The organism is Streptomyces sp. JJ38, from assembly GCF_019303475.1.
Taxonomy (GTDB): domain Bacteria; phylum Actinomycetota; class Actinomycetes; order Streptomycetales; family Streptomycetaceae; genus Streptomyces.
Genome location: NZ_JABLSI010000001.1, coordinates 152,962 through 177,628 on the forward strand (window position 1 = coordinate 152,962; position 24,667 = coordinate 177,628).

23 protein-coding genes are annotated in these 24,667 nt (G+C 71.8%); 6 read left to right on the forward strand and 17 right to left on the reverse strand.

Translation table 11 applies throughout. The features are described from left to right. Window positions 1-328: 328 nt before the first annotated feature. The 10 genes from HPT28_RS00625 to HPT28_RS00670 form a co-directional block, all read right to left on the reverse strand. Window positions 329-1,903: an ATP-binding cassette domain-containing protein gene (locus tag HPT28_RS00625; protein ID WP_308119025.1), complete on the reverse strand. Its 1,575-nt coding sequence runs from the start codon at window positions 1,901-1,903 to the stop codon at window positions 329-331. Continuing rightward, window positions 1,900-2,784 carry an ABC transporter permease gene (locus HPT28_RS00630; protein WP_219088204.1) on the reverse strand — a complete coding sequence of 295 codons (885 nt, stop codon included), beginning with the start codon at window positions 2,782-2,784 and terminating at the stop codon, window positions 1,900-1,902. The genes HPT28_RS00625 and HPT28_RS00630 overlap by 4 nt, the downstream gene beginning before the upstream one ends. Continuing rightward, window positions 2,781-3,734 (reverse strand): ABC transporter permease, encoded by a 954-nt coding sequence (locus tag HPT28_RS00635; RefSeq protein ID WP_219088205.1) that lies wholly within the window; start codon window positions 3,732-3,734, stop codon window positions 2,781-2,783. The genes HPT28_RS00630 and HPT28_RS00635 overlap by 4 nt, the downstream gene beginning before the upstream one ends. Further along, on the reverse strand, window positions 3,731-5,338 hold the full coding sequence (locus HPT28_RS00640; protein ID WP_219088206.1) for an ABC transporter substrate-binding protein: 1,608 nt from the start codon (window positions 5,336-5,338) through the stop codon (window positions 3,731-3,733). Before HPT28_RS00640 ends, HPT28_RS00635 begins: the two co-directional genes overlap by 4 nt. A 124-nt stretch (window positions 5,339-5,462) precedes the next feature. Further along, window positions 5,463-6,272 carry a bifunctional 2-polyprenyl-6-hydroxyphenol methylase/3-demethylubiquinol 3-O-methyltransferase UbiG gene (locus tag HPT28_RS00645; protein ID WP_219088207.1) on the reverse strand — a complete coding sequence of 270 codons (810 nt, stop codon included), beginning with the start codon at window positions 6,270-6,272 and terminating at the stop codon, window positions 5,463-5,465. 12 nt (window positions 6,273-6,284) lie between these two features. Further along, window positions 6,285-7,547 (reverse strand): MFS transporter, encoded by a 1,263-nt coding sequence (locus tag HPT28_RS00650; RefSeq protein ID WP_219088208.1) that lies wholly within the window; start codon window positions 7,545-7,547, stop codon window positions 6,285-6,287. Further along, window positions 7,531-8,592 carry a dipeptide epimerase gene (locus HPT28_RS00655; protein ID WP_219088209.1) on the reverse strand — a complete coding sequence of 354 codons (1,062 nt, stop codon included), beginning with the start codon at window positions 8,590-8,592 and terminating at the stop codon, window positions 7,531-7,533. Before HPT28_RS00655 ends, HPT28_RS00650 begins: the two co-directional genes overlap by 17 nt. Then, window positions 8,589-9,677, reverse strand: coding sequence for a PLP-dependent cysteine synthase family protein (locus HPT28_RS00660; protein WP_219088210.1), 1,089 nt, complete (start codon window positions 9,675-9,677; stop codon window positions 8,589-8,591). Before HPT28_RS00660 ends, HPT28_RS00655 begins: the two co-directional genes overlap by 4 nt. After that, entirely contained in the window at window positions 9,674-10,522 is an 849-nt protein-coding gene (locus tag HPT28_RS00665; protein ID WP_219088211.1) for a Rossmann-like domain-containing protein, read from the reverse strand. The genes HPT28_RS00660 and HPT28_RS00665 overlap by 4 nt, the downstream gene beginning before the upstream one ends. After that, the gene (locus HPT28_RS00670) at window positions 10,519-11,775 is read right to left on the reverse strand and encodes an ATP-grasp domain-containing protein (protein WP_219088212.1); all 1,257 of its coding nucleotides are present in this window, start codon (window positions 11,773-11,775) and stop codon (window positions 10,519-10,521) included. The genes HPT28_RS00665 and HPT28_RS00670 overlap by 4 nt, the downstream gene beginning before the upstream one ends. Before the next feature lie 294 nt (window positions 11,776-12,069). On the opposite strand from HPT28_RS00670, the gene HPT28_RS00675 reads away from it, so the two are divergent. Then, complete coding sequence (locus HPT28_RS00675; RefSeq protein WP_219088213.1) at window positions 12,070-12,615, forward strand: GNAT family N-acetyltransferase; 546 nt, start codon at window positions 12,070-12,072, stop codon at window positions 12,613-12,615. A gap of 43 nt (window positions 12,616-12,658) precedes the next feature. On the opposite strand, the gene HPT28_RS00680 is transcribed toward HPT28_RS00675, so the two are convergent. From HPT28_RS00680 to HPT28_RS00690, 3 genes are all read right to left on the reverse strand, one after another. After that, window positions 12,659-13,828, reverse strand: a complete 1,170-nt coding sequence (locus tag HPT28_RS00680; protein ID WP_219088214.1) for a GTP-binding protein — start codon at window positions 13,826-13,828, stop codon at window positions 12,659-12,661. Window positions 13,829-13,945: 117 nt separating this feature from the next. Next, a complete protein-coding gene (locus tag HPT28_RS00685) occupies window positions 13,946-14,818 on the reverse strand; it encodes a class I SAM-dependent methyltransferase (RefSeq protein WP_257577835.1) in 873 nt (290 codons plus the stop codon). 487 nt (window positions 14,819-15,305) lie between these two features. Next, window positions 15,306-15,827: a hypothetical protein gene (locus HPT28_RS00690; RefSeq protein WP_257577837.1), complete on the reverse strand. Its 522-nt coding sequence runs from the start codon at window positions 15,825-15,827 to the stop codon at window positions 15,306-15,308. 277 nt (window positions 15,828-16,104) lie between these two features. On the opposite strand from HPT28_RS00690, the gene HPT28_RS00695 reads away from it, so the two are divergent. Continuing rightward, window positions 16,105-16,725, forward strand: coding sequence for a TetR/AcrR family transcriptional regulator (locus HPT28_RS00695; RefSeq protein ID WP_308119026.1), 621 nt, complete (start codon window positions 16,105-16,107; stop codon window positions 16,723-16,725). A gap of 71 nt (window positions 16,726-16,796) precedes the next feature. On the opposite strand, the gene HPT28_RS00700 is transcribed toward HPT28_RS00695, so the two are convergent. The 3 genes from HPT28_RS00700 to HPT28_RS00710 all read right to left on the reverse strand — a co-directional run bounded on the left by HPT28_RS00700 (window position 16,797) and on the right by HPT28_RS00710 (window position 19,992). Continuing rightward, the gene (locus tag HPT28_RS00700) at window positions 16,797-17,177 is read right to left on the reverse strand and encodes a hotdog domain-containing protein (RefSeq protein WP_219088216.1); all 381 of its coding nucleotides are present in this window, start codon (window positions 17,175-17,177) and stop codon (window positions 16,797-16,799) included. After that, window positions 17,174-18,835 (reverse strand): NAD(P)/FAD-dependent oxidoreductase, encoded by a 1,662-nt coding sequence (locus tag HPT28_RS00705; protein ID WP_219088217.1) that lies wholly within the window; start codon window positions 18,833-18,835, stop codon window positions 17,174-17,176. Before HPT28_RS00705 ends, HPT28_RS00700 begins: the two co-directional genes overlap by 4 nt. A 185-nt stretch (window positions 18,836-19,020) precedes the next feature. Further along, the gene (locus HPT28_RS00710) at window positions 19,021-19,992 is read right to left on the reverse strand and encodes an alpha/beta hydrolase (RefSeq protein WP_219088218.1); all 972 of its coding nucleotides are present in this window, start codon (window positions 19,990-19,992) and stop codon (window positions 19,021-19,023) included. A gap of 157 nt (window positions 19,993-20,149) precedes the next feature. Here HPT28_RS00710 and HPT28_RS00715 point away from each other — a divergent pair, with 157 nt between their 5' ends. The 3 genes from HPT28_RS00715 to HPT28_RS00725 are packed head-to-tail and all read left to right on the forward strand — an operon-like array spanning window position 20,150 to window position 22,939. Beyond that, the gene (locus HPT28_RS00715) at window positions 20,150-20,815 is read left to right on the forward strand and encodes a hypothetical protein (RefSeq protein WP_257577838.1); all 666 of its coding nucleotides are present in this window, start codon (window positions 20,150-20,152) and stop codon (window positions 20,813-20,815) included. After that, on the forward strand, window positions 20,808-22,169 hold the full coding sequence (locus tag HPT28_RS00720) for a glutamine synthetase family protein (protein ID WP_219088219.1): 1,362 nt from the start codon (window positions 20,808-20,810) through the stop codon (window positions 22,167-22,169). The genes HPT28_RS00715 and HPT28_RS00720 overlap by 8 nt, the downstream gene beginning before the upstream one ends. After that, complete coding sequence (locus tag HPT28_RS00725; protein WP_219088220.1) at window positions 22,166-22,939, forward strand: gamma-glutamyl-gamma-aminobutyrate hydrolase family protein; 774 nt, start codon at window positions 22,166-22,168, stop codon at window positions 22,937-22,939. Before HPT28_RS00720 ends, HPT28_RS00725 begins: the two co-directional genes overlap by 4 nt. A 117-nt stretch (window positions 22,940-23,056) precedes the next feature. Here HPT28_RS00725 and HPT28_RS00730 read toward each other — a convergent pair whose 3' ends face one another. After that, window positions 23,057-23,647: a TetR/AcrR family transcriptional regulator gene (locus tag HPT28_RS00730; RefSeq protein WP_308119027.1), complete on the reverse strand. Its 591-nt coding sequence runs from the start codon at window positions 23,645-23,647 to the stop codon at window positions 23,057-23,059. Between the two features lie 264 nt (window positions 23,648-23,911). On the opposite strand from HPT28_RS00730, the gene HPT28_RS00735 reads away from it, so the two are divergent. Continuing rightward, window positions 23,912-24,613 (forward strand): transporter, encoded by a 702-nt coding sequence (locus tag HPT28_RS00735; RefSeq protein ID WP_219088221.1) that lies wholly within the window; start codon window positions 23,912-23,914, stop codon window positions 24,611-24,613. Window positions 24,614-24,667 lie beyond the last annotated feature (54 nt).

A 24,667-nucleotide genomic window follows, 5' to 3' on the forward strand; every position in this document is an offset into this window, starting at 1 on the left:
GCCGCGGCCGAACGCATGGTGTGCTGCGTTGGCCGTCAGGCGAGTGCGTGCGGAAGAGGGGCTGGGCACATACCGCCGAGCCCGCACAGGGCCTCGCAACAGCAGGCGGGTTCGGGCGCCGCTGTTGCCGTAAGGCTGCTGACGAGGAGCATCACGGACCGCGTGATGGCATGTCAACACACGGTGTGACAGGTGTGTGACAACTCACCGGCCGATGACGAGCCCGCCTCCTCCGGCCACGGTCCGGCTGTTTCCCGGAGGCGGACTCCAGGATCGGTCCACCGCGATCGGCGGTCACAACAGGGCTCCTGGCCGCGTCGCGCCCCGGTCACGTGCCCGTTCCGGCGGCCAGACGTGCCGTGGTCTCCATGAGGGAGACGGTGAACGGGTGAGCCGGGTTGGTCAGGACGCGCTGGGCCGGGCCCTGCTCGACGAGGGCGCCGGCGTCCAGGACGGCGATGCGGTGGGCCAGGGCGGCGGTGTCCAGGTCGTGGGTGATCAGCACCAGGCTCAGGTCGTCGCGGTCGCGGATCAGCGTGGTGAGGACGTCGAGGATGCCGCGACGGGTGACCGTGTCCAGCCCGGAGGTGATCTCGTCGCAGACGAGGACGCGGGGGCGGGCGAGGAGGGCGCGGGCGAGGGCGGCACGCTGGAGTTCGCCGCCGGAGAGCTGACCGGGGTGCCGGCGGGCCAGGCTGTCGGGCAGTCCGAGGCGGGCGAGGGTGCTCAGGGCCTCCCGGGCCGCGGAGTCCGCGTCAGTGCCGCGCAGCCGGATCGCGGTGCGGGCGACCTGGTGGAGGACGGTGCGGTGTTCGTCGAAGGCGGCGCGCGCGTCCTGGAAGACGTACTGGACAGCGGCGAGCTGGGTGCGGTCGCGGTCGCGCAGGCTGCGGGACAGCGGCGAGCCGTCGAGGAGGATCTCCCCGTCGTGGTCGCGGTGGAGGCCGGCGACGCAGCGGGCGAGGGTGGTCTTCCCGCTGCCGGAGCGGCCGACGACGGCCAGGCACTCTCCCGGGCGCAGGTCGAGTTCGGGGGTGCGCAGCACCACGGCCGCGCCCCGTGCGCCGTCGCGGTGGCGTGCGGTGAGGCCGCGGACGCGCAGGACCGGCGGCTCGGTGCCGGCCGGGCTCTCCTGTGGCGGGCCGTCCGGCCGCTCCTCACCCAGGAGCGCGCGCGTCCACGCGTGCTGGGGCGCGAGCCAGAGGCGCTGGGCGGGACCCGACTCGACGACCCGGCCCGCCCGCATGACCACGACCTCGTCGGCGAGCGCGCGGACGACGTCCAGGTCGTGGCTGAGCAGCACGACGGCGATGCCGCGGGAGGTGACGGCCGCGAGCTGGTCGACCACGCGCCGCTTGGTCAGGGCGTCCTGCCCGGTGGTGGGCTCGTCGGCGACGATGACGCGGGCGCCGAGCAACAGGGCCTGGGCGAGGACGACGCGCTGCTGCTGCCCGCCGGAGAGCTGGTGTGGGTAGCGTCGCAGCAGGGTTTCCGGGTCCGGGAGTTGGGCCTCGGCGAGTGCGTGCAGGACGCGTGCGCGGGCCTCCGACCGGCGCTGCCGCAGCGGCAGGTGGGTCACCTGGGCGCGGGCGATGTCGGTCAACAGCGCGGAGACGCGGCGCGCGGGGTTGAGGACGGCCGCCGGGTGCTGGGGGATGTAGCCGACGAGGCCGCCCGCCGCCACGCGTACGTCTCCGGTGACGCGGGAGCCGGGCGGGTAGGTGTCGAGCAGGGCGAGCCCCGTGGTGGTCTTGCCGCTGCCGGAGGCTCCGACCAGTGCCGTCACCGTGCCGGGCAGGGCCCGCAGGCTCACTCCGTCGACGATCGCCCTGCCGCCGACCTCGACGCGCAGGTCGTGAATCTCGGCCACGGGGTCCACGTTGGTGCCCTTGTCGTCGTTCACGGACGTGTTTCCCTCTCTGTCCGGCTCTTGGAGGGGCCGTCCCCTGCCCCGCGCCCGGGGACGCGGACGGGGCGGCCTCGTCTCGCGCCCTTGTCCAGCGCGGCGTCGAAGAGCAGGTTCGTGCCCATCGTCAGGGCGACGATCAGCAGGGCGGGAACGACCACGGCCCACGGCTGGACGAACAGGCCGATGCGGTTGCGGTCGACCATGACCGCCCAGTCCGCGGCGTCCGGCGCCACCCCGACGCCGAGGAACGCGGCCGTGGCGACGAGGTAGAGCACGCCGGTCAGCCGGGTGCCCGCGTCGGCGGCCAGGGTGCGGATCATGGAGCGGCCGACGTAGCCGACGGCCATGCGCCACCAGCTCTCGCCCTGCATGCGCAGCGCCTCGACCGCCGGCCGGGCGGCGGCCTCCGCGGCGGCGGCGCGGACGATCCGGGCCGCGTCGGGCACGTTGACCAGGGCGACCAGCAGGGCGAGGCCCACAGTGCCCGGGGTGAACACCGTGGCGGCCAGCAGGATCAGCAGCAGCGACGGGACGGCGAGCAGCACGTCCAGGGGCCGCATCAGCAGTTCCTCCAGCCAGCGGCGCCCGGTGAGCGCGCTGACCAGGCCGACGGGCAGGGCCACCAGGTAGGCCAGGGCGGTCGCGGCCAGCGCGGTCAGCACGACCGACCGGCCGCCGTGCAGCACCTGTCGCCAGACGTCGCGGCCGACGAAGTCGGTACCGAGCCAGTGGCCGTCGCCCAGCACGAACGACGCGGAACGCGGGCCAGGGTCGCCTGCGAACAGGGGACCGAGCAGGGCGAGGACGAGGGGTACGGCGGTGATCGTGAGGCCGAGCGCGAAGCGGCCGACAGGGGAGGTCTTCACGGTGCTCATGCCGCCACCCCCGCCCGGGGCGCGAGCCGGTGGGCCACGAGGTCGGCGCCGAGGTTGAGGACCACGGTCAGGACGCCGAAGACGACCGCGAGGCCCTGGACGACGGGGACGTCGCGTTCGGCGACGGCACCCAGCAGGACGGTGCCGAGTCCGGGTATCACGTACAGGGCCTCCACGACGATGACGCCGGACAGCAGCCAGTCGACGGTGCGGGCGAGCTGTTGGACGGCGGGGGCCAGGGCGTTGGGCAGAGCGTGGCGGTAGCGGACCCGGGCGCCGGAGAGGCCATAGCGGCGGGCCTGCGCCACGTAGGGGGAGGCGAGCGCGTCGATCATGCCGGCGCGCACGAGCCGGGCCAGCGAACAGACGGGCCTGGACAGCAGGATCAGCACGGGCAGGACGAGCACGGACGGGTGACCGAGCAGGTCGGTGCCGTAGCCGACGGCGGTCGGCGGCAGCCAGCCCAGTCGCAGGGCGAGGACGGTCACCAGCAGCACGCCGAGGGCGAACTCCGGGACGGCGTAGACGGCGAGCGTCGCCGAGCTGATCAGCCGGTCGACGAGCCGTCCCTCGTGCCGGGCGGCCAGCACTCCGAGCCCGAATCCGGTCGGTACGAGCAGTGCCACGGTGAGAGCGGCCAGCAGCAGGGTGGGGCCGAAGCCGTCGGCGATGTACTGGCTGACCGGGCGGCCGGAGACCAGCGACGTGCCGAAGTCGCCGTGCGGCAGGCCCGTCGCCCAGTCGGCCAGCCGCTCCCACGCGGGCCGGTCCAGCTCCATGGCCTCCCGGATCGCCGCGATGCGGGCCGGGTCGGGCTGGTCTCCGGCGAGGGCGACGGCGGCGTCGCCCGGCAGCGCCTCGGTGAGCCCGAAGACCAACAGCACGACGGCCACGGTCTGCAGGGCGCCGAGAAGCAGCCGCCGGACGACGAAGGAGCGCAGTCCGCTCACCCGAGCCAGACCTTGTCGAAGCGGGCCCAGTCGAGCGTGTTGGCGGGCGCCTTCTCCTCGACGCCCTTGACGTTGCGCGCGGTGCCGATGATCCAGTCGGCGAATCCCCAGATGAGAAAGCCGCCCTCGCTGTACAGGCGGCGCTGCATGCGCTCGTAGACGCCGGCGCGTTCGGTCTTGTCGCGAGTGGACTGGGCCTGCTGGTAGAGCGCGTCGAAGTCCTTGTGCTGCCACTTGGTGGCGTTGGTGGTGGAGTCGGTGAGGAGGCGCTGCGAGATGTGTGCCTCGATGGGCATGGCGCCGGAGCGGTAGCAGCACAGGGTGCCGCCGTCGAGAACGTCGCTCCAGTAGGAGTCCTTGCTGCCCATCTTCACGTCGACGGTGACGCCCGCCTTCTTCGCCTGGTCGCGGAAGATGCTGGCGGCCTCGGTGAACCCTGCGGCGACGGCGGAGGTGTCCAGGGTGACCTTCAGGTTCTCGGCGCCGGCCTCCTTGAGCAGGGCGCGGGCCTTGTCGAGGTCCTGCTCACGCTGCGGCAGACCGTCGGCGTAGTACTCGTAGCCCTTGCCGAACAGATCGTTGCCGATCACGCCCGCGCCGGACAGGGCGCCGTCGACGAGCTCCTGGCGGTCGGCGATGAGGAAGAACGCCTGGCGTACCCGCTTGTCGTCGAAGGGCGGCCGGTCGGTCTTCATGCAGAACGCCTGCATCGAGCTGTTGCGCAGGCGCACGATCTCGATCTGGCCCTTGCCCTCGTGAGCGCGTGCGGTGGTGGGGTTGAGCTCGTGGGCGTACTCGACCTGTCCGCCGAGCAGCGCGTTGACGCGGCCGGACTCCTCGTTGGCCACGATGAACTCGATCTCGTCGAGGTGCGGGGCGCCCTCCCAGTAGGCGTCGTGGCGGCGGAAGACGGCCGAGCGGCCCGGCGCGAAGGACACGAAGCTGAACGGGCCGGAGCCGATCGGGTTCTTGTCGAACGCGGTGGCGTTCTCGGGCACGATGTAGGCGCCGAAGGCTGCCAGGATGTTGCCGAACTCGGCCGTGGGCCGCTTGAGGACGAACTCGATCGCGCGCTCGCCGGTGGCGCGGCTGGCCTCCAGGTCGATGGGCTCCAGGGACGCTCTGGCGCGGAACGCCTGCTCCGGGTCGGCGATCCGGCGGTAGCTGTAGAGCACGTCCTTCGCGGTGACCGGCTTGCCGTCGTGGAAGGCCGCCTCCCGGAGGGTGACCCGCCAGCGGTCCAGGGTCTCGTTGGGTTCCCACGTCTCCGCCAGGCGGGGCCGGGCGGACAGGTCGGGGCCGTGGTCGGCGAGCTTGTCGAAGAGGGCCTTGGCCCGGGCGGCGTCGGCGAACAGGCTGGCCTTGTGCGGGTCCAGGGTCTCGCTGGCGCCGCCGCCGGCGAACGCGGCGCGCAGCCGCCCGCCGCGCTTCGGCGTGCCGTCGCCCTTGCCGGAGTCGGAACCGGAGTCGGAACCGGAGCCGCCGCATCCGGCCAGACTGAGGGCACCGAGCGAGGCGGCGCCGGTCGCGGCGAGGAAGCCGCGTCGGCGCAGGTCCGGAAAGCGGACCGCGGACGGGAGATGACGGTTGGACGCGTCGTGCATGAGGATTCCTCGGTGTCTGGGGACGTGCTGTGGCGGTGCGGGGGGTGGCGGTTCTGGGGCGTCGTCAGGACGCGGGGCGGACGGGGCCTCTGGACGGCGGCCAGCGGGACCGGGCGGACGGCGATCAGTCGGGCGCGGTCCGTCGCGCCACCACGTGCAGGCGGTCGGCGTCCACCGTCCGGCCGGGGAGCATGCCCTCCCGCCAGGGCGGCTCGGTGCGCGGGCCCGGCCCGTCGTGGAGTTCGAGGGTCTCGAAGCCGTGCGCGGCCAGCAGATGACGCAGCTCCTGCGGGAACAGCAGCCGCCACGCCGAGCGCTGCTCGACGGGGGCCGACCCGTCATCCGCGGTCCACACCCGGGTGCGGCGCAGGAGCTGGGCCGTTCGGTCCACCGTGAGGGTGGTGGTGGAGCGGTGAACGGCGCCCCGCCAGGTGAACGCGTTGACCGTCGGCGCGTCGAGCAGCTCGGTACGGCCGAGGAAGAACGCGCCGTTGCGCATCTCCGCGACCAGCAGCCCGCCCGGAGCCAGGGCGTGGCGGCAGGAGGACAGGAAGCCGTCGAGCTGGTCGTTCGTATGGCAGTACAGAAGAGTGCTGTCCAGGCACACGACGGCGTCGAAAGCGCCCTGGCCGAGGTCGAATCCGTGCAGGTCCGCCCGCACGTACGCCGGGCCCGGATGGTGGACGCGGGCGTGGGCGAGCATCCTCTCGGAGAGGTCGGCACCGGTGACCCGGCGGCCGGCGCCGTGCAGGTGGGCGGCGTCGCGGCCGGTGCCGCAGCCCATGTCCAGCACGCGCTGTCCCGTGCCCAGCCGCCGCAGGCAGTCCTCGGCCCAGCGTCCGGCCAGCCGGTCGGGGTCGGGGAAGCGGGCCTCGTACAGCTCGGGGTTGTCCGTGAGCAGATTGCGCTCACTCGCGCTCGTCGTGGAGGTCATGGCGGTCCTTCCTCAGGCCGTCGCGGGTACGGCCGGCTTCGACGGAGTGGGCAGCGACCCCAGCCGGTGCAGCCAGGCCACGCCGAGCGCGGAGGCGAGCCCGAAGAACGCGCAGCACACCCACGGCAGCCACTCGGCGTCCCCGCGCTCCCCGGCATCCATGGCCCAGCCGACGACGAAGCTGCCCACCGCCGCGGCGATGCCCGACACGACGTAGAAGACGCCGAAGTACGTGCCGGTCAGTTCGGGACGGCCGAAGCCGGGGATGAGCTCCAGCACGAACGGCTGGGCGACCATCACTCCGAGGTAGAGCAGCAGGGCTCCGGCCAGCACGGGCAGAGCGCGCAGCACCGCGTCGGCCGCGCCGTCCGGGCCGCCGGACGCACCGGTCATCAGGGCGGGGGGCAGGAAGGCCAGGGTCATGAGGCCCAGCCCGGCCGCGATCCACCGGGCCCGGTGGCCGCGTGGTTTCAGGGCCCGCGTGACGCGCAGCTGGAACGTGAGGTTGACGAGGGTGCCGACGAGGAAGACGAGGCCGGCGGCGCCGTCCCAGCCGGTGGCCTTCCGTGCTCCGTCGGGCAGCAGCAGGTAGAGCTGGTTCTGCAGGGTGAACATGCCGACCATGGCGAGCGCGAAGGCCGTGAAGGCACGGTTGCCGACCACCTCTCGCCAGTCGGCGAGGACGCCGCCCCCGCTCGGCTCGACCTGGCGGGCGGGCAACACCAGGGCCTGGGCGACGGTGAGGGCCGCGAAGATCCCGGCGGCGGTCAGGGCCGAGGTCCGGAAGTCCACCAGCAGCAGCGCGCTGCCCAGCAGTGGCCCGATCAGTGCTCCCGTGGTGGCGAACACGTTGAACAGGGCGAACGCCTCGGCCTTGCGCTCCTCGGCCTCCTGGGCGATGTAGGCGCGTACGGCCGGGTTGAACAGCGCTCCCGCGAAGCCGCTGAGGATGGACGCGGAGAAGAGGACGGCCAGGTTGTCACCGACCGCGAAGAGGGCGAAGCCGAGGGTGCGCAGGGCGCAGCCGGCGATGATCACGCCGCGGGCGCCGAGGCGGTCGGAGGCGGAGCCGCCGACGATGAACAGGCCCTGCTGGCTGAGGTTGCGCACGCCGAGGACGACACCGACGACGGCGGCCGACATGCCCAGGCTGTCGGTGAGGTGGAGGGCCAGGTAGGGAATGAGCAGGTAGAAGCCGATGTTCACGCCGAGCTGGTTGACCAGCAGCAGCTGGACCGCGAGCGGGAAGCGGCGCGTCTCACGCCACGTCTTCACGGAGCACCTCCCGCGGCTCGACGCCCAGACCGGGCCGCTCGCTCGCCTGTACCCGGCCGTTGTGCCCGCCGATGCCGGTCCACGGGTCGTGGGCGAGCAGCAGGTGACCGTCGAGGTCGGCCCAGCGTGCCCGGTCGGCGAGCTGCACGGCGGGCGCGAGGCCGAGGCTGCTGGCGGTCAGGCAGCCGAGCATCAGCTCCGTGCCGCTGCCGTCGAGCAGTTCGGCGATGCGCAGTGCCGCGTGCACCCCGCCGCACTTGGCGAGCTTGACGTTGACGCCGTGGACGCGTCCGGCCAGGCGGCGCACGTCCGCGAGGTCCACGGCGTCCTCGTCGGCGATGACCGGAAGGGGGGAGCGTTCCGCCAGCGCCCCGAGGGCCGCAGGGTCGCCCGGGGCGAGGGGCTGTTCGACGGCCTCGACGCCGAGTTCGGCGAAACGGGGCAGCAGGGTCCGCGCCTGCGCCGTGGTCCACGCGCCGTTGGGGTCCAGGAGCAGCCGGGCCCGGGGCGCGGCGTCCCGGATGGCGCGGACGCGCTGGACGTCGTCCTCGGGGTGGGGCGCCCCGGCCTTGGCCTTGATGACCTCGAAGCCGCTCGCCGCGAGGGAGCGGGCCTGCGCCGCCGCGTGGTCGGGAGACGTGATGCCGATCGTGCGGGCGGTGGCCGCGGCCGGCGGACGCACGGCCCCGAGGAGCCGGTGGACGGAGCTGCCCGCGCGCTTGCCGACGAGGTCGAGCAGGGCCGCCTCGACGGCGGCGGTCACGGCCGGGGGCGTGTCCCCACCGGGCAGTGCGCCCGCCCGCAGCGCGTCGAGGGCGCTCTCCGGTTCGGGGAAGCGGGCCAGCTCCGTGCCGGCGTCGGCCAGGAGGCGGCCCAGCGTCGAGGTGTCGAGGCCGTAGTAGACACTGGTGACGGCCTCGCCGTGGCCGGTCACGCCCTCGTGCTCGATGCTCAGCCACACGGCGTCGCGGGCGGACATGGTCGAGCGGGAGATGCGCAGCGGCTCGGTGAGGTCGAGGCGAACAGTGCGCTGGCCGGCCTTCACGTGGTCCTTTCCGAACGGGGGGCAACGTGGAGGGGGTCGGTGACGCGGGTGCACCGCACCCAGCCGGTGGCCTCGGCCGCGTACGGGTGCGGGATCTCCACGGGACGGGTGGCCGCCGCGGTCGGGTCGAGGCCGTGGGCCGCGGCGAACTCGTCGTCGTAGACGGAGTCCAGGTAGCGGTGTGGCCCGTCGGGGAAGACGGTGGCGACGACGGCGCCGGGGTGGACGCGGGCGGCCCAGGCGGCGACGCGGGCGGCGGCTCCGGTGCTCCAGCCGCCGCTCACGAAGCTTTGGCAGGCCAGCCGTCGGGAGCTGTCCAACGCCTCGGCGGGACCGACCCAGTGCACCTCGTCGAAGGCGTCGTAGGCCACGTTGCGCGGGTGGATGCTGCTGCCGAGGCCGCGCATCAGCCGGGGCCGGGCGGGCTGGCCGAAGATGGTGGAACCGGTGGCGTCCACGCCGATCAGGCGCAGCCGGGGCCAGTGGCGGCGTAGCGGGCCGATGATGCCGGCACTGTGCCCGCCGGTGCCGACGCTGCACACGAGAACGTCCAGATGGTCGAGCTGGGCGGCGAGTTCGGCGGCCAGCGAGGCGTAGCCGGTGGTGTTGTCCGGGTTGTTGTACTGGTCGGGCCAGTAGGCGTCGGGCAGGACGGCGAGCAGTTCGCGCAGCCGGGCCAGCCGGGCGGCCTGCCAGCCGCCCTGGGGAGAGGGCCGGTCCACGATCTCCAGCCGCACCCCGTGAGCGCGCAGTAACTGCCGCATGGACGGCTCCAGCTCGCTGTCGCCGACGAGCACGACGGGGTGCCCCAGGGCCTGTCCGGCGAAGGCGAGACCGATGCCGAGCGTGCCCGAGGTGGACTCCACCACGGGTGCCCCGGGCCGCAGTTCACCGCGTTCGCGGGCGCCCATCACCATGGAGACGGCGGCCCGCGCCTTCATGCCGCCCGCGGCGAGCCCTTCGAGCTTGGCCCAGAACCCGGGGTGCGGTCCGGGCAGCCCCGCGGTGATGCGGACGACGGGGGTGCGGCCCAGCAGGGTGAGCAGTTCCGGGCGGGCGGCAGGGCGTAGGGCGGTCGTCGTCACCGGGCGCCTCCCGTGCGGTCGGCGCGGTAGCGGTAGAGGGTGCCGGGGCCGCCGTCCAGCCAGAAGAACGGGTACGGTTCCGCGCACACCGCGCTCACCCCGTGGCCCAGGAGCCGGGGCAGCACGGCGCTGCCCGTCTGGGCGAACGTCACCAGTGGTCTGCTCCGCCGCAGGGCGAGGTCCCGCAGCGGCTCGAACGTGCCGTTGCCCAGCGTCATCCCGGACACGAGCAGCGCGTCACAGCGGTCGGCCGCGGCCAGTGCGTCGGTGACGACCGTCTCGCCCCACTCCGTGACCCCGCCCTTGAGGTCGCACGGTACGTAGCGCAGGCCGCGCGCACGCAGCTCTTCCAGCAGGGAGTTGACGACGCCGACGACCAGCACCGTCGCCCCCGGCGGCAGGTCGAGCAGCTCGACGACGGCGCGCGCCCGGGCTCGCGACTTCTCCAGTGACGTCCCGGCCCGAAGCGGCACGGCGTGGGCGCCGTGGCACGGGCTGTGCGGGGTGACGTGCATGAGGTAGGCGTCGAGCGCGGCGACGCGCACGGGCGGCAGCGGATGCTTCAGCAGGCGGGCCACGTCCGCGCCGACGCAGTCCTCGACGGCGCTGTCGGGCAGGGTGCCGGGCTCGACCGCGCACGAGCCGACGGCCTCGGCCAGCCGCAGGCTGAGCACCTCGTTGCGGTAGCCGGTGCCGCGCCCGTCGTGCCGTACGGCCTGCCGGGTGGTGAAGGCCACGGAGATCCGCTGGGTGGCCGGGTCCGGGCCGAGTGCGCCCGCGCGGACGCGGGCCAGGAGTTCGTCGTACGTGGTCACGTGGGCGGCAGCCGAGGTGGCGGAGGTCATCGGATCACCAGGGCGGACCGCAGCTCCCCGACGAGGGCCTCGACCCGCGCCCGGGCCCCCGGACCTTCGGGGTCGCCCGCCATGACGTGCCCGAGGTACTCGTTGTTGCTGCCCGCCGCCTTCACCCGCCTGCCGGGCTCCGCGAGCTGGATCTCCAGGACCTCCGGCAACTCCCGCAGGTGGCCGCCGTCCAGGGCTTGGAGCGTGCCCGTGTCCTGCGGGACGAGGAAGCCGATGGCGGCACTGCGCAGGCCGGTGTCCGTGCGCCGCAGGTCAGGCGCGCGGCCGAGGGACACGTCCACGAAGGCCGTGGCGAGGTCGATTCCGGTGACGTGGCGGATGAGTTCGGTGATGCGGTTTCCGGCGGGCCTCGGGTTGACCTCGACGACGCGTGGACCGGCGGGCGTGAGCTTGATCTCGGTGTGGGCCACGACGCCGTCGGTCAGGCCGAGCGCCTTGAGCGCGTCGAGGGCGGTCTGCTCGACGGCCTCGGCATCCACCGCCGGGAGGGCGGCGGGGAACATGTGGCCGGTCTCGATGAACGCGGGCGCCCCGCAGACGCTCTTGTCGGTCACGCCGATCACCTCGACCGCGCCCGCGTGCGAGACCGTCTCGACGCTCACCTCGGGTCCGTCCAGGAGTTCTTCGAGGAGGACGACGGGGGCCCGCCGCTGCCCGCGCGCGTTGACCGGGAAGTCGGCCAGGGCCCGCACGGCGGAGGCGAGTTGTGCCTCGTCGTCCACCCGCCGCACGTACATGCCCGCGCACAGGTCGACGGGCTTGACCACCAGCGGATAGCCGATCTCCCGCGCCGCTCGCGCGAGGTCGGCCCACTCCTCGTGCACCGCGAACAGCGGGCCGGGCACCCCGGCGTCGGCCAGAACGCGCCGCGTTGCGTCCTTGCGGCAGGCGGTGTCGACCGCTTCGGGGCTGGAGGCGGGCAGGCCGAGCCGGGCGGCTATGCGCGCCACCGTGGCCAGGTAGTAGTCGCAGGACGTGAGGACCCCGTCGAAGCCGAACACGGCGTGCAGCCGCTCTACTTCGGGCAGCAGAGCCTCGGTGTCGTTGGTGTCCGTTGTGATCACGCTGCGCGCCCCGAGCAGCGGGTGTGCCACGCCCTCGGGTGCCGAGCGCAGGTAGTGGTGCAGGTCGCGGGTGAGGAAGGTGAACTCGTGGCCGCTCTCCCGGATCGCCCGTGGGAGCAGCCTGCTCATCGACCCGACCCAGCTCTCGACCACCAGCAGATGAGCCACAACTCCCCTTTTCCTGTCGTGTTTCGTGTCGCTTCGTGTGGGGGCGGTGCTGCGTCAGGCGGCAGCCCGGCGGGGCCCTCTGCGGGAGCGGGCCGGGCTGCGCGGGGGACAGGTTATCTGTAATCATTTTCATTGTCATGTGTCTTGCAGTGATTGGATGAATGCGCTCCGCGTGTGCGGGTGGACGGCGGGGTGCGCGGGCCGGCGCGCCGCGGGGGGTGGTGCGGTGCGTCAATTCCGTGAAAATCGTTTTCATGTGGCTACCCTGGCAGCCCTGATGCGGAAGGACTTCCGATGAGTTGGACCACACCCGGCGGCTACGCCGTACGCCCCGCGACGCAGGCGGATGTCGACGGCGCCCGCAGTGTCATGCTCGACACCTTCTACAACGACTTCGGGTACGGATACGTACCCCGGTGGCACCGCGACACGGTGGACATCCGGAGCACGTACCTCGACGATCCCCGCCACCTCCTGCTCGTGGCCGTCCACGACGACGAGGTGGTCGCCACCACCGGCGTACTGTCGCAGGGCCCCGCGCACCCGCCCCATCCGCGCTGGCTGGCCGAGCGCTACCCGTCCGGCACGACCGCCCAGCTGGTCCGCGTCTACGTACGTCCCGCGCACCGGCGCCGAGGGCTGGCCCGCGCGCTGGTCCGCGCGGCATGCGACTTCATCGCGGACACGCCCGGATACGAGCGCATCTACCTGCACACCAACGTGAACACCGAGGGGACGGAGTCCTTCTGGCGGAGCCTGGCCAAGGAGGTGTTCGACGCCCGTGCCACCGGCGAGCACGGACCGGGCGTCGCCACCGTGCACTTCGAGATCCCGCTCTGAGCGGCCCGGGGCGGCTGGGCACGCCGGCCGCCCCGGGCCCACGTCACACGGCGGCCGCCGGGGAGGCGGACGCGTGCTCGTGCTCGCAGGCGTCTCCGGTGTCCCAAGCGGGGAAGGGGTCGGCCGTGGGCACCGGCTCGGTCTCCCCCATGAGGCAGCCCGTGAGCGCGGCGCGCAGCCGGTCCGCCCGCAGGCCGACGCCGATGAACACCAGCTCCTGGGCGTACGGCACGTCGGCGGCGCGCGTCCCCGAGGGCTCGAAACGGGAGACGGAACCGGCCTGGGACCACAGGCCCGTGACGCCGGCCCGGCCGGCCAGGGAGAAGAAGCCCTTCGAGCGCAGGACGCGGCCGTAGGTGCCGCTGTCCAGGCCCCTGGTGACGAGCTCCCAGAGACGTCCGCTGTGGAAGAGCGCCGACGACCGGAAGACGATGGAGGAGATGCCGTACTCCTCGGTCTCCGGGACGTGGTCACCGTTGAGCTCCTGCACCCAGCCGGGCGCCTGCTGGGCGCGTTCCAGGTCGAAGCGTCCGGTCTCCAGGACGTCGCGCGCCGCCACCCGGCCGTGTACCGAGGTGACCAGCCGGGCCTGCGGGTTCAGCCGGGTCAAGACTCCGCGCAGGCGGTCCGCCGTGGCGCTGTCGACGAGGTCGAGCTTGTTGAGGACGAGGACGTCGGCGAACTCCACTTGATCGATGAGGAGGTCGCTCACGGTGCGTTCGTCGTCCTCGTAAGCGGCCAGTCCGCGCTCGGCGAGGTCTGCTCCGGCGTCCAGCTCGGCCAGGAAGTTGGCCGCGTCGACCACGGTGACCATGGTGTCCAGCCGTGCCACGTCGAGCAGGGCGGCCCCGTCGTCGCGGGGGAAGGCGAAGGTGGCGGCCACGGGCATCGGTTCGGAGATGCCGCTGGACTCGATGAGCAGGTAGTCGAAGCGGCCGTCCCGGGCGAGCCGGTCGACCTCCTCCAGCAGGTCGTCCCGCAGGGTGCAGCAGATGCAGCCGTTGGTCATCTCCACCAGCCGCTCCTCGGTCCGGGAGAGCGCGGCCTCGCCGCCGCGCACCAGCGCGGCGTCGATGTTGATTTCGCTCATGTCGTTGACGATGACCGCTACGCGCAGGCCCTCGCGGTTGCTGAGCACGTGGTTGAGAAGCGTGGTCTTCCCGGCGCCGAGGAAGCCCGACAGCACGGTGACGGGAAGGTGTTGCGACGGCATGTGTTCAGGCCTCCGGGCGCAGTGGCTCGCGCTGGTCGTCGGGAACGAGGGGCGGGGGCGCCAGCCGGCAGGCGCTGCCGGTGACGACGTGAGTGGGCCGTTCATGGGGGCGGACGGTCATGGAAGGGCTGCTTTCGGGGGAGGGGCGGCGGATGGGCGTGACGGGAGTCGCAGGAGGCTGAGCCGGTACTCCTCGACCTGCGGCAGACGCTGCCGGGCCAGGCCGGAGAGCAGGTCCCGGCAGGCGGCGGGCAGGCGGTCACGCAGCGGCGACGGCAACTCGGTGAGGGTGCAGGAGGCGAGTGCCTCGGTACCGGGGTGCCGGGCGGCGACCTGCTCCGGGCCGGTGCAGGCCCAGCGCATGCGCGCTGCGACCTTGCTCAGCGCGTCGTGCTCCTCCTGGGTGCCGACGATTCCCGGCCCGGCGGTGTCCAGGGCCAGCAGGGAGCAGGGGAACCGTTCGGCGATGACGTCGATGACGTCGTGGACGTCGTTCTCGGCGAGGAACGGCAGGACGGCTTCGGCGGCGAAGAAGTACGGGCCCGATGCCCGGGACGAGATGGTGTCGGTCCACGAACGGGCGGTCAGGGAGGCGGCGATCGTCGTCCGGCGCGCGGAGTCGGTGAAGAAGGAGCGCCGTAGGCCGATGACGTCGGGCAGATCAAGCTCGAACCACCGGGCCCGGCCGTTGTCGACCCGCTCGTAGCGCGTGTTGAGTCCGGTGCCGAGTTCTACCACCGTTCCCTCGGGGTGCTCGCCGAGGAAGTCCGTCACCCACTGGTCGAACAGGGCGGTGCGCAGGACGGAGCCCACCAGGCTCGGCAGGCTGTCGAAGCGGGTGAAGTCGTAGTCGATCGAGGCCACGATCTCCTCGGCCCGGGGGTCGCGCAGTGCGGGTTCCGGCTTGCGGTTCTCCGTCGCGCGCCCGTAGAGCGGGATCAGCAGGGTCTCCTGGACCGTGCCCAAGGACACCTCACGCCGTGCCGTCATGGTTGCCTCCAGGGTGAGTGGGGCCAGGATGCTATATGAAAATGGTGCTCATTGTCAGATGCCCTCCTGTCGCCTCCCTGGTTCCCCGCTCCTCCCCGGAGCGCCAGCACGCCGCGTACCGGTGCCGACGGCGTGCGGATGGTCCGTGCCGGCGCGTGGCCCGCTGCCGGGTCGGGCTCAGGTGCCGGACCGCAGGCGGCGTGGACGACCTGACCGGAGACGAAATCGGCCCCGGGCTCACCAGGAAGGAGAGGGGGTGGGTGTTGTCCTCCGGTCCGCCCACCCGACCGACCGGCCGGGATGGACTGTGCCGCGCTGCGCCGGTACGCCTTGGAGCCGTGGCCGAGGCGCCGGGTGGAGGCCCCACGCGGCGGGCCGGTCGCCCGGGCGCGCAGCGGCCCTCAGGCCCTGCACCGGCGCAGCCCCCTGGGGGGTGAACTGGCCGCGCCATGAGCGGCCGCCCACGCGCCGGGCCCGACGACCGACCTCAGTACGGGCCCGTGTCGCCCGTCTCGTCGTCGCTGACCCGCTCCTCGATCGGCTCGCCGTCCGGGCCGAGGACGTACCAGAGGCCGCCGAAGCCGTCGATGCCCTGGCCGTTGATGTCGTCCGCGTCGGAGTCGGCCTGGTAGTAGTACAGCGGGAAGTCGTTGTAGGTGACGCCGGTGGTGCCGTCCTCGCGTTCCATCGTCCCCAGCAGGTCCGCGTCCACCCGGTTACCGGCGATCGGGTCGCCGTCCGTGGTCAGCGGGGGCCAGGCCTCGGCGCAGGCGTCGTAGCAGGTGGACTCGCCGGGGGAGTCGGCTTCGAACATGTACAGCGTGAACCCGTTCTCGCCCACCAGGATGTCGCCGTAGGGGCTGGACTCCACCGCCACGGACGCGGGCCCGGTGGCGTCCCCGGGGCTCGGCGTCCCGCCGTCGCCGTCATCGTCCCCGCAGCCGCCCACCAGCAGCGCGGCGGACATCACGCCCGCCGTCGCCACCGCTCCGTACCTCCGTCGCCGCATGTCCTTACCTCCGTGTCGGGTCAACCGGACGGCTGGATCCGGCCGGGCGAGCCCGGGCCGGGCTCACTCTCGCGCAGCCGGGGGACGGGGCCGTGGAGGACACGGCAGTCCTCCACGCACACCGTCCGGACGGCGGACACCGGTGCGGTGTCCGCCGCCAGACGCCGGCAGCCGCGTCGGCGCGGCTGCCGACGACGCCCCAGTCCGTTTTCTCGGGGTGGGTCCCCAGTCCTCGCCGATGGGAAAAGGGCGGGCATGGCTGCTACGATCTCGAATCGTGTTCGAGAAAGATGCGACATTTCAGACGCGAGCTCGCCCTGCGGTGCAGCGCCGAGGCAGAGAGCGCAGGAGGGCGATTCTCGACGCCGCCGAAGCGCTGCTCGGAGAGAAGGGCTATGAGGCCGCCTCCCTCAAGGCGGTCGGTGAGCGGGCGGGCATCCCCGTCGCATCCGTCTACCACTACTTCTCCGACCGGCATCAGGTCGACGCCGAGCTCCTGCGGCACCATGTGCACGAGATCGAGGCACGCGTCGTGGCCTCGCTGGACAGCTCGGGGCTCGACACCCTGCGAGACGCCGCGGACGCCGTCATCGACCCCGTCTTCGCCTACTTCCGGCAGCACCGGAGCTGCACCGAGCTGTGGTTCGCGGGGCGCAGCGCACCCCTCGCGGAGCTCGTACGCGGTTTCGACGAGGCGCAGGCCAGGCGGCTCTGGCGGCTCCTGATCGAGCGCGACCTCATCTCCGCCGACACCCCCGAACACGTCCTGCGGCTCGCCTTCGAGGTCGGAGACCGCCTCTTCGACGTCGCGTTCCGGCGCTCCCCGACGGGCGACGACGTCACCATCGACGAGGCGCGCCGTATCGTGACCGCCTACCTGGAGACCTACACCCCCTAGGACTGCCGCCGTTCAGCATCCCGGGGCGGCGCGAACCACTCCGCCGCCGCCCCGGAGCGGTGCCGTGGGCGTCACCGGGCCGTCGTTCCGGCGTCTGCCGGAACGACGGCGGTTCCCCGTGCCCGGGTGGCCACGATGGGCTCTGCCAGGACCTCGGCCCGGCCGGTGTCGTCGAGCGCGCGGCAGACGACGCGGAGTTCGAAGTCGACGGTCCGGCTGCGGGTGCCCTTCGACGCCAGGCGGGCCTCGGCCTCGACGACGTCGCCGCCACGGACCGGGGCGAGGAACTCGACCGACGCGTACCCGGCGAACAGGCTCTCGTGGCCGTCGATGGTGATCGCCAGGTGTGTGCCCGCGTCTCCGAACAACTTCAGGCCGAAGGCCCCGTCGACCAGGTTCCCCGCGTAGTGCGCCTCGGAGTGGGCGACGTAGCGCTGGTGCACGACCTTCATGCGATCTTCTCGTCGATCCTGCCGATCCGGCGGGCGACGGCTGTGCCGTCGAGCTCGATGCCCGGGTAGCCGTGCTTGGCGATCTCGGCACACATCCGGCGGTACTTGCCGACGCCGCCCACGTAGCCGAGGAAGGTCGCGGGCTTGCCGGCCACGTTCGTCCCCCGGTACCAGGAGTCGGTGGTCGCGTACAGCGTCTGGTTCACCGTGTCCTCGGTGATCTTCACCCAGTCGTCCTGAGCCTCGGCCGTCGGCTCGATGACCGCGGCGCCCCCCGCCCTCGCGTGTTCGATGAGATCGGTGATCCAGTCGACGGCCTGCTCGATCGTGACCACGACGTTGCTGGCCAGCGCCGGGCTCTGCGGTCCGCCGATCATGAAGAAGTTCGGGAACCCGGTGGTCATGACGCCCAGGTACGTCCTGACCCCGTCGCTCCACGCGTCCTGCAGCCTGCCGGACTCCGGGGCCGAGACGTTGAGCGCGAACAGTGGGCCGGTGAAGGCGTCGAATCCGATCGCCAGCACGATGGCGTCGACCTCGTAGGAGCCGCCCGCCGTGACGATGCTGTCGCCCGTCATGGTCTCGATCGGCTCGTCGCGCAGGGGGACCACGGAGACGTTCGGTCGGTTGAAGGTCTCGTAGTAGTCGGTGCCGAAGCAGCTGCGCTTCGCTCCGAGCGGGAAGCGGGGCTCGAGGAGGGCGGCGGTCCCGGGGTCCTCGACGATCTGGCGGATCTTCTCGCGCATGAACTCCGCCGCGGTCTCGTTCGCCCTCGCGTCGGTCAGCAGATCGGAGAACTCGCCGCCGACGCCGGTGAATCCGCTGCGCTCGTAGGCCTTCTCATAGCGCTCGCGCCGCTCCTCGTCGGAGACGTCGAACGCCGCGGCGTCCGGGACGCGGTCCGGGATGCCGCCGAGCGAGTGGCGGCACTCCTCGCGGATCGCCGCGTAGACGCTCTTGATCTCGTCGACGACATCCGCCGACAGCGGCGCGTTCCGCGCCGGGAACACGTAGTTGGGCGTGCGCTGGAACACGGTGAGGCGTTCGGCGACCTCGGCGATGAGCGGAATGCACTGCACCCCGGACGATCCGGTGCCGATCACGGCGACGCGCTTGCCCGCCAGCTCGCTCAGCGGGATGTCCCACCGGCTCGTCGAGACCGTGGTCCCGGTGAAGTTCTCCAGGCCCGGCACGTCGACGTCCTTGGGCGTCGAAAGGCCTCCCGAGCCGGCGAGCAGATAGCGGCCCCGCCGGGTCTCGCCGGAGTCGAGGGCCACCTCCCAGGCCCGCTCTTCCGGGAGCCAGGTCGCCGAGGTCACCCGGGTGTTGAAGCTGAAGTGCCGGCGCAGGTCGAAGCGGTCCGCGACGTGCTCGGCGTAGCTGAGGATCTCGGACTGCGGGGCGAAGCGCTCACTCCACGTCCATTCCTGCTGAAGCTCCTCGCTGAACGAGTACGAGTAGTAGATGCTCTCGACGTCGCACCGCGCACCGGGATAGGTGTTCCAGTACCACGTGCCGCCGACGGTGGGCGCGACCTCGAACCCGGCGAACGTCCATCCCTTCTCGGCGACCTTGTAGGCGGCGTAGAGGCCGGAGAACCCCGCACCGACACAGAGGACGTCGACGACGGGGGCGGCGGCTGGAGTCTTGTCAGTCATGCATCTGCCTTCGAGTAGTCGAAACGCGGGTGGCATCGAGCCGTCAGCTGCTGCGGGGAACCGCTCACCCTGGACGCGGCACGTTACTGATCATTTGACTTAGTCATATGATCAACACAGGCTAGTCGGCGGCGCGCGTGGCCGTCAATAGTCGAATCTGAATCGGGTTTCGTTGCCGTCCCTGTTCACGCACCGGCGACATCGCGCAGGTGGTCCGCCACCTGCGCGATGGCCTCGTCCGTCCTGGCGAACACGCCCACTTCGGTGAAGAAGCCGTGGAACACGCCGGCGCAGCGGGTCGCGGTGACCTCGACGCCGTCCTGTCGAAGCCTCTCGGCGTATGCCTCGGCGTCGTCGCGCAGCGGGTCGACCGCGGCGGTGAGGACGAGCGCCGGTGGGAGGCCGCGCAGTGATTCGGCGCGCATCGGGGCCGCCAGGTGGTCGACCGCCCCGGTGTGGTCGGGTCCGAGGTACTGCTCCCAGAGCCAGCGTGCGTCCGCGCTCGTCAAGAGGGGTGCGTCGGCGAACTCGGTCCAGGACGGGGTGGCGAACGCATCGTCGACCGCGGGGTAGGCGAGCACCTGGCTCACGGGCTGATCAAGCTCGAGGTCCCGCAGCTTGAGGCAGAGGGCGGCGGCGAGATTGCCGCCCGCGGAGTCTCCTCCGACGGCGATCGTCCGCGGATCGATGCCGAACCCGGCGGCTGACCGGCGCAGCCAGGTGAACGCGTCGAAGCAGTCGTCGAGTGCTGCCGGGTAGGGGTTCTCCGGCGCGAGCCGGTACTCCGGGGAGAGCACCGCCCAACCGGATCGGGCGGCGATCGCACGGCAGACTTCGTCGACTCCGTCCAGGGTGCCGAGTACGAATCCGCCCCCGTGCAGGTACAGCAGCGCCGGGTGAGGGCCCGCGGGTGACGGTGGGTGGTCCGGGTGGTACAGGCGGGCCCGGAGGTCGCCGGAGCGGGTGGGCAGGGTCAGGTCGTCGACCCGCTTGAGCTGGGTGAGGGGCTGGTCGGGCGGTGTGGACGCCAGGAGCCTCCGGGCGGCCTCCACGCCCAGTTCGTGCAGCGGTTGCCTGAGGGTTCCGGCGATGACGCGCGCGGCGAGCTGGGCGTCGGCGTCCAACTGTTCCCAGTGCGGGGGCTGGGCTTCGTTCACGGTGGGACCCCTTCGAAGTCATTGACATGTGGTAACCCGTGCCCCACCATCCTAGTCATCTGATCGAGTCATTTGGTCATGTCGAGCACTCCCATGCGAGATCCGGAGCCGCCGATGCACGGCGCGTGCGATCTCCCGAAGTCGAAAGGACTGGAGGATGACCGAAACCACGACGGTCCCTGCGGTGTCCGGCGCAGAGGCGGCCCCAGAGGTCGCCGTACGGATCGAGGACGACGCGACGCCCCTCGTCCGCTTGATCGGCCGCGCCCTGCGGGATTCCGCCAGGGCGGGCCATGCGCTCCCGGTGCTGCGGAAACCGGCCGCCACGGTGGCGATCCGGTCCCACGACACGCCGCAGGCGGCGACGATCACGTTCGGCGGCGGAGCCGTCGAGGTGTCGGGTGGAGTCCCCGCCGAACCGGACGCCGCGATCACCGTTGATCTGAACGCCAGGTTCTCGTCCGCCGAAGCCCCCTCGGGCGACGCGGAGCTCGCCGCGGACGTGTTGCTCGCCCTGTCTCCGCCGGTGCCGGACTGGCAGGCGGCCGCCGAGCAGTTCTGGACCGCCACACGCTCCGTGCCCGGGATTCCGGACGTGCTCGTCGCGATCACCGAAGGCCCCGACGGCCTGGAGCAGGTCGTGCTCGGCGAGGGCGCGACGCAGTACCTGATCGCCGGATCCCCCGAGACTCTCGCCGGCGTGTTCTCCGGTGCCGATGACCTCCTCGCCGCCCTGTCCGCGGGCGTGCTCGGGGTTCAGGGCACCCTCTCCCAGCTGTCGGTCATGGTCGGCGCATCCTGGAAGGTTCGTTACGATGTCTGAACTCACCCAGTCGTACGCGGGAGTTGACGCCCGCCCCCGGGGCCTGCGGCTCGAGGCGACGAACCTCGACGGCTCGTTCCTCGGCAAGAGGGTGACGCCGAAGAAGTTCGCCTCCGGTGTGAACGCGGGGTTCGCCTTCGCCGACCTCCTGTTCGGGCTCGATCTCGGTAACGCCCCGGCTCTCGGTTTCGCCTTCCCCGACTGGCGCGGACACCTGGACGACGTCTACTTCCATCCCGACATGTCGACTCTGGTCGAGTGGGAGCCGGGACTCGACGCCGTGATCGGCGACTACTGGCTGAAGGACGGCACGCCCGTCCCGATCTGTCCGCGCAATCTCACGCGGAAGATGATCGACCGCCTCACCTCGCTCGGCTTCACCGCCACCGTCGCCGTCGAGATCGAGGCGACCGTCTTCGAGGAGTCCGTCCACGAGGCGCGCGCCCGCGGATACCGCGACCTGACACCGCTCGGCGGGAGCGCGGGCACGGCCTATCACCTCGCGAAGTCGAAGGACTGGAGCGGGTACATGAACGCCGTCGCCGACCGGCTGCAGGCGGTCGGTATCGAGTGGGAGGCCTGGAGCGACGAGGACGCCGCCGGCCAGGTCGAGATCAACCTGGCGCCCGGCGACCCCCTCACGCTCTGCGACGCCTGGGCGCGGACCCGCCAGGTCATGCGCGAGGTCGCGTTCGACCGCGGGCACACGGTCACCTTCATGGCGAAGCCCACCGCGGGCTACGGACAGGCCTCGCACATCAATCTGTCTCTCCAGCGCGACGGCGCCAACGTGTTCTACGCGGAGGAGGGGCCGTCGGAGACGATGCGCCACGCCATCGGTGGCCTGCTCGCGACGCTCGAGGGCAACTGCTCGATCGTGCTCCCGCAGATCACCTCGTACCGGCGGCTGGTGGATCTCAGCGGTCCGCCGGTCACCGTCAGCTGGGGCGTCAGCAACAAGACCACCGCGGTCCGGGCCGTGTGCGGGCACCCGTCGTACTCCCGCCTGGAGTACCGGGTCCCGGGCGCGGACGCGAACCTCTACCTCGCGCTCGCCGGCGTGCTGGCCGGCGTCATCGCGGGGCTGGAGCGCAAGATCGAACCGCCGGAGCCGGTCACGGACATGGCCTGGTGCATGCCGCCCGGGCTCATCACCCGCCTGCCGGACACCATCACGAAGGCCGCCGCCGCGCTCGAGGGGGATCCGATCCTCCGCGACCTCCTCGGGGCCGAGTTCGTGGACTACTGGGTCGGATCGCGCCGGTGGGAGTGGATGCAGTTCCACACCGCGGGCGGGGACCCGTTCGCCGAACTCTCCTCGTGGGAGTCCCACCGGTACTTCGAGCTGCCGTGAGCGGGCGGGGCGACGGGGCGACCGCGGTGCGGCCGCTCATCGGCATCACCGGCCGGCGGATCCGGCTGGACCTGATCAGGGGTGCGGACCGCCGCTACGGCGATCGTTGCGCCGACAGCTACATGTCCGACTACGCGATCCGGATCGCCCGGGCCGGCGGTCTTCCGGTCGGCCTCCCGTACGAGACGGATGCGGAGGCGGTCTGCCACTGGCTGGCCGGCGTCGTCGTCACCGGCGGGCAGGACCTGCATCCGGCGTGCTGGGGCGGGGATGCGTCCGTGGTCCGTGATGTCGACCCGCGCACGGACCCGATGGTCCACGACCCCGAGCGGGACGCGTACGAGCTCGCGCTCGTGCGCGCCGTGCTCGACCGAGGAATCCCGGTGCTCGCCGTGTGTCGGGGCATGCAGATCCTCAACGTCGCGCTCGGGGGCACGCTCATCGCCGACCTGCCGCCCGGTGAGGTGCGGCATCTGTCGCAGGAGGCCGCGCTCACCGACGGCACCGCCGACCACCTCGTGGCCTTCGAGTCCGGATCGACCGTGGCGGGACTGTTCGGAGCGCGGGCTGTCACCAACTCGTGGCACCACCAGGCCGTCGATCGCTGCGGCGAGGGGCTCGTCGTGACGGGCCGGACGGCGGACGGTGTGGTCGAGGCGGTGGAGCTCCCCGGCGCACCGGTGCTGGGGGTCCAGTGGCATCCGGAGTGGATGGAGAGCGACGACCCGACCATGACCTGGATCGTCGAGGAATCCGTGAAACGCCTGTGACGAGGGGGATTTGAGTGCGCCCGCCCGCGGCCGAGGGCAGGCACACTCGGATCCGCCGCCGCGGTCCGCCGCCGAGCTCTCCCGGCTCGGCGGCGCCGATCGCGGATGCGCTCGTGATCAGGCGAGCTTCGCGGCCAGCCACGCGTCGAGGACGTCGATGACGACGTCCGCCTGCCGGGCGGCCTGGGCGCGATCGGAGTACGTCAGCCAGTTCACGACGAAGCCGTCCGACAGGGCGCCGACGACGTAGCCGATCTGGTCGATCGTCTCGGGCGCGACGTCCTGTCCGGAGGCCGCTCTCTCGAGGATCGAGCACATGACCTTGAACGCCTCGTTGTACACCGACTCGGCCGCGTGCTCCTTGGTGCGCTGCGCCCAGCTGATCAGCTCGATGGTCGCGGAGGCGAAGTCCGAGGACTCGAGATACCAGTCCGTGAGTCCGCGGAGGATCGCACGCGCCGTCGTGGCCACGTCGCCGTGCACGTCGTTCGCGGTCAGCACCTCGCGGTACCGCTCCGCCAGCCTCTCGAAGACGGCTGCGAACAGCAGCTCCTTGGTCTGGAAGCAGTAGTGCAGCGTCGCCAGCGGAGCGTCTGCCTGCTCGGCGATCCGGCGGGTCGTCGCACCGTCGACACCGTGAGTCGCGATCACTTGGATGGCGGCGTTCACCAGGTCGTCGCGCCGCTTGGCCGCCGGTACGCGTGCCACGTGTCCCCCTACCGAAGTTGGACGATCGATCAAGTCGGTGACCAGGTTAGCAGGCGGGTCGACCGCATCGTCCCAGGCCGCAGCGCTGGTGGCGAAAATATTTAGTCATATGACTTGATCGTACGACCGTGATAGCGCAGCATAGCCCTCATCCCCTCGCGAAGGCCTGCCGCCCTCGCCGCTCTCCACTGGAGGGCCACTCCCCGACTCATGGCCTTCGGCGGAGACGCGCATGCCGACGAGGCCTCAAGGAACCGAGGAAAAATGGAACTCAGAGAACTGTTCTTCCTGCTCGCCGACGTCTGGATGATCGCCGCCGGGTTCACTTTCGGATGGAAGTTCATCCGGAACTACGGAAACTACCTTCTCGGCCTCGAGTGGATCATCGTCGCCACCTCCGGGTCGAATTTCCTCGTCTACGCGCTCCTGGGAGCCGACGAGAAAAGCCCCATGTACACCGCGGCGCATTTCCTCGACGCGTTCTCCCGGTCGGTCGGTATCACGCTGATTCTCGTCCTGGGCCTGATGGGAGCGACGCACAGGTACAAGCCGTCCAAGGCGACCGATATCGGGGTGTTCGCGTTCGCGGCGGCCGTCGGGCTCTTCCTGCAGCTGTTCGGCGAACAGCTGGGTCTGGGCATGGCCGTCTTCTACGTCGTCGTCAACGTGCTGACCAGTCTGTTCCTGGTCTACTTCTCGAAGCGGCTCTGGGCGATCGGCGCGAAGATGCCGGCCATCGGCGCGGGCTTGGCGACCGCTGCCGCATTCGTCATCGCCGCGACGTACGACTTCGTCTCCATCCCGGGCGACGACGAGGCCCACACCCTCTTCTACACCGCCGCGCTGAGCACCTGGGGCTTCCAGATGTGCATGTACTACTTCGCCTACCGCGCCCTGCACGCCCACAACGAGGCGGTCGACGCGGAGCCGGAGCGGCAAGAACAGAGCCGCGTCGCCGGCGCTTGAGCAGCCGCGGTCCGGCGGAGGCGAGAAACGCACCGGCCGCGACCAAGGCGGAGA

Coding starts and splice junctions, on each gene's coding strand:
- HPT28_RS00630 (WP_219088204.1), bottom strand. CDS start 2,784: ATGAGCACCGTGAAGACCTCCCCTGTCGGCCGCTTCGCGCTCGGCCTC.
- HPT28_RS00640 (WP_219088206.1), bottom strand. CDS start 5,338: ATGCACGACGCGTCCAACCGTCATCTCCCGTCCGCGGTCCGCTTTCCG.
- HPT28_RS00645 (WP_219088207.1), bottom strand. CDS start 6,272: ATGACCTCCACGACGAGCGCGAGTGAGCGCAATCTGCTCACGGACAAC.
- HPT28_RS00665 (WP_219088211.1), bottom strand. CDS start 10,522: ATGACCTCCGCCACCTCGGCTGCCGCCCACGTGACCACGTACGACGAA.
- HPT28_RS00675 (WP_219088213.1), top strand. CDS start 12,070: ATGAGTTGGACCACACCCGGCGGCTACGCCGTACGCCCCGCGACGCAG.
- HPT28_RS00680 (WP_219088214.1), bottom strand. CDS start 13,828: ATGCCGTCGCAACACCTTCCCGTCACCGTGCTGTCGGGCTTCCTCGGC.
- HPT28_RS00685 (WP_257577835.1), bottom strand. CDS start 14,818: ATGACGGCACGGCGTGAGGTGTCCTTGGGCACGGTCCAGGAGACCCTG.
- HPT28_RS00690 (WP_257577837.1), bottom strand. CDS start 15,827: ATGCGGCGACGGAGGTACGGAGCGGTGGCGACGGCGGGCGTGATGTCC.
- HPT28_RS00700 (WP_219088216.1), bottom strand. CDS start 17,177: ATGAAGGTCGTGCACCAGCGCTACGTCGCCCACTCCGAGGCGCACTAC.
- HPT28_RS00705 (WP_219088217.1), bottom strand. CDS start 18,835: ATGACTGACAAGACTCCAGCCGCCGCCCCCGTCGTCGACGTCCTCTGT.
- HPT28_RS00715 (WP_257577838.1), top strand. CDS start 20,150: ATGACCGAAACCACGACGGTCCCTGCGGTGTCCGGCGCAGAGGCGGCC.
- HPT28_RS00720 (WP_219088219.1), top strand. CDS start 20,808: ATGTCTGAACTCACCCAGTCGTACGCGGGAGTTGACGCCCGCCCCCGG.
- HPT28_RS00735 (WP_219088221.1), top strand. CDS start 23,912: ATGGAACTCAGAGAACTGTTCTTCCTGCTCGCCGACGTCTGGATGATC.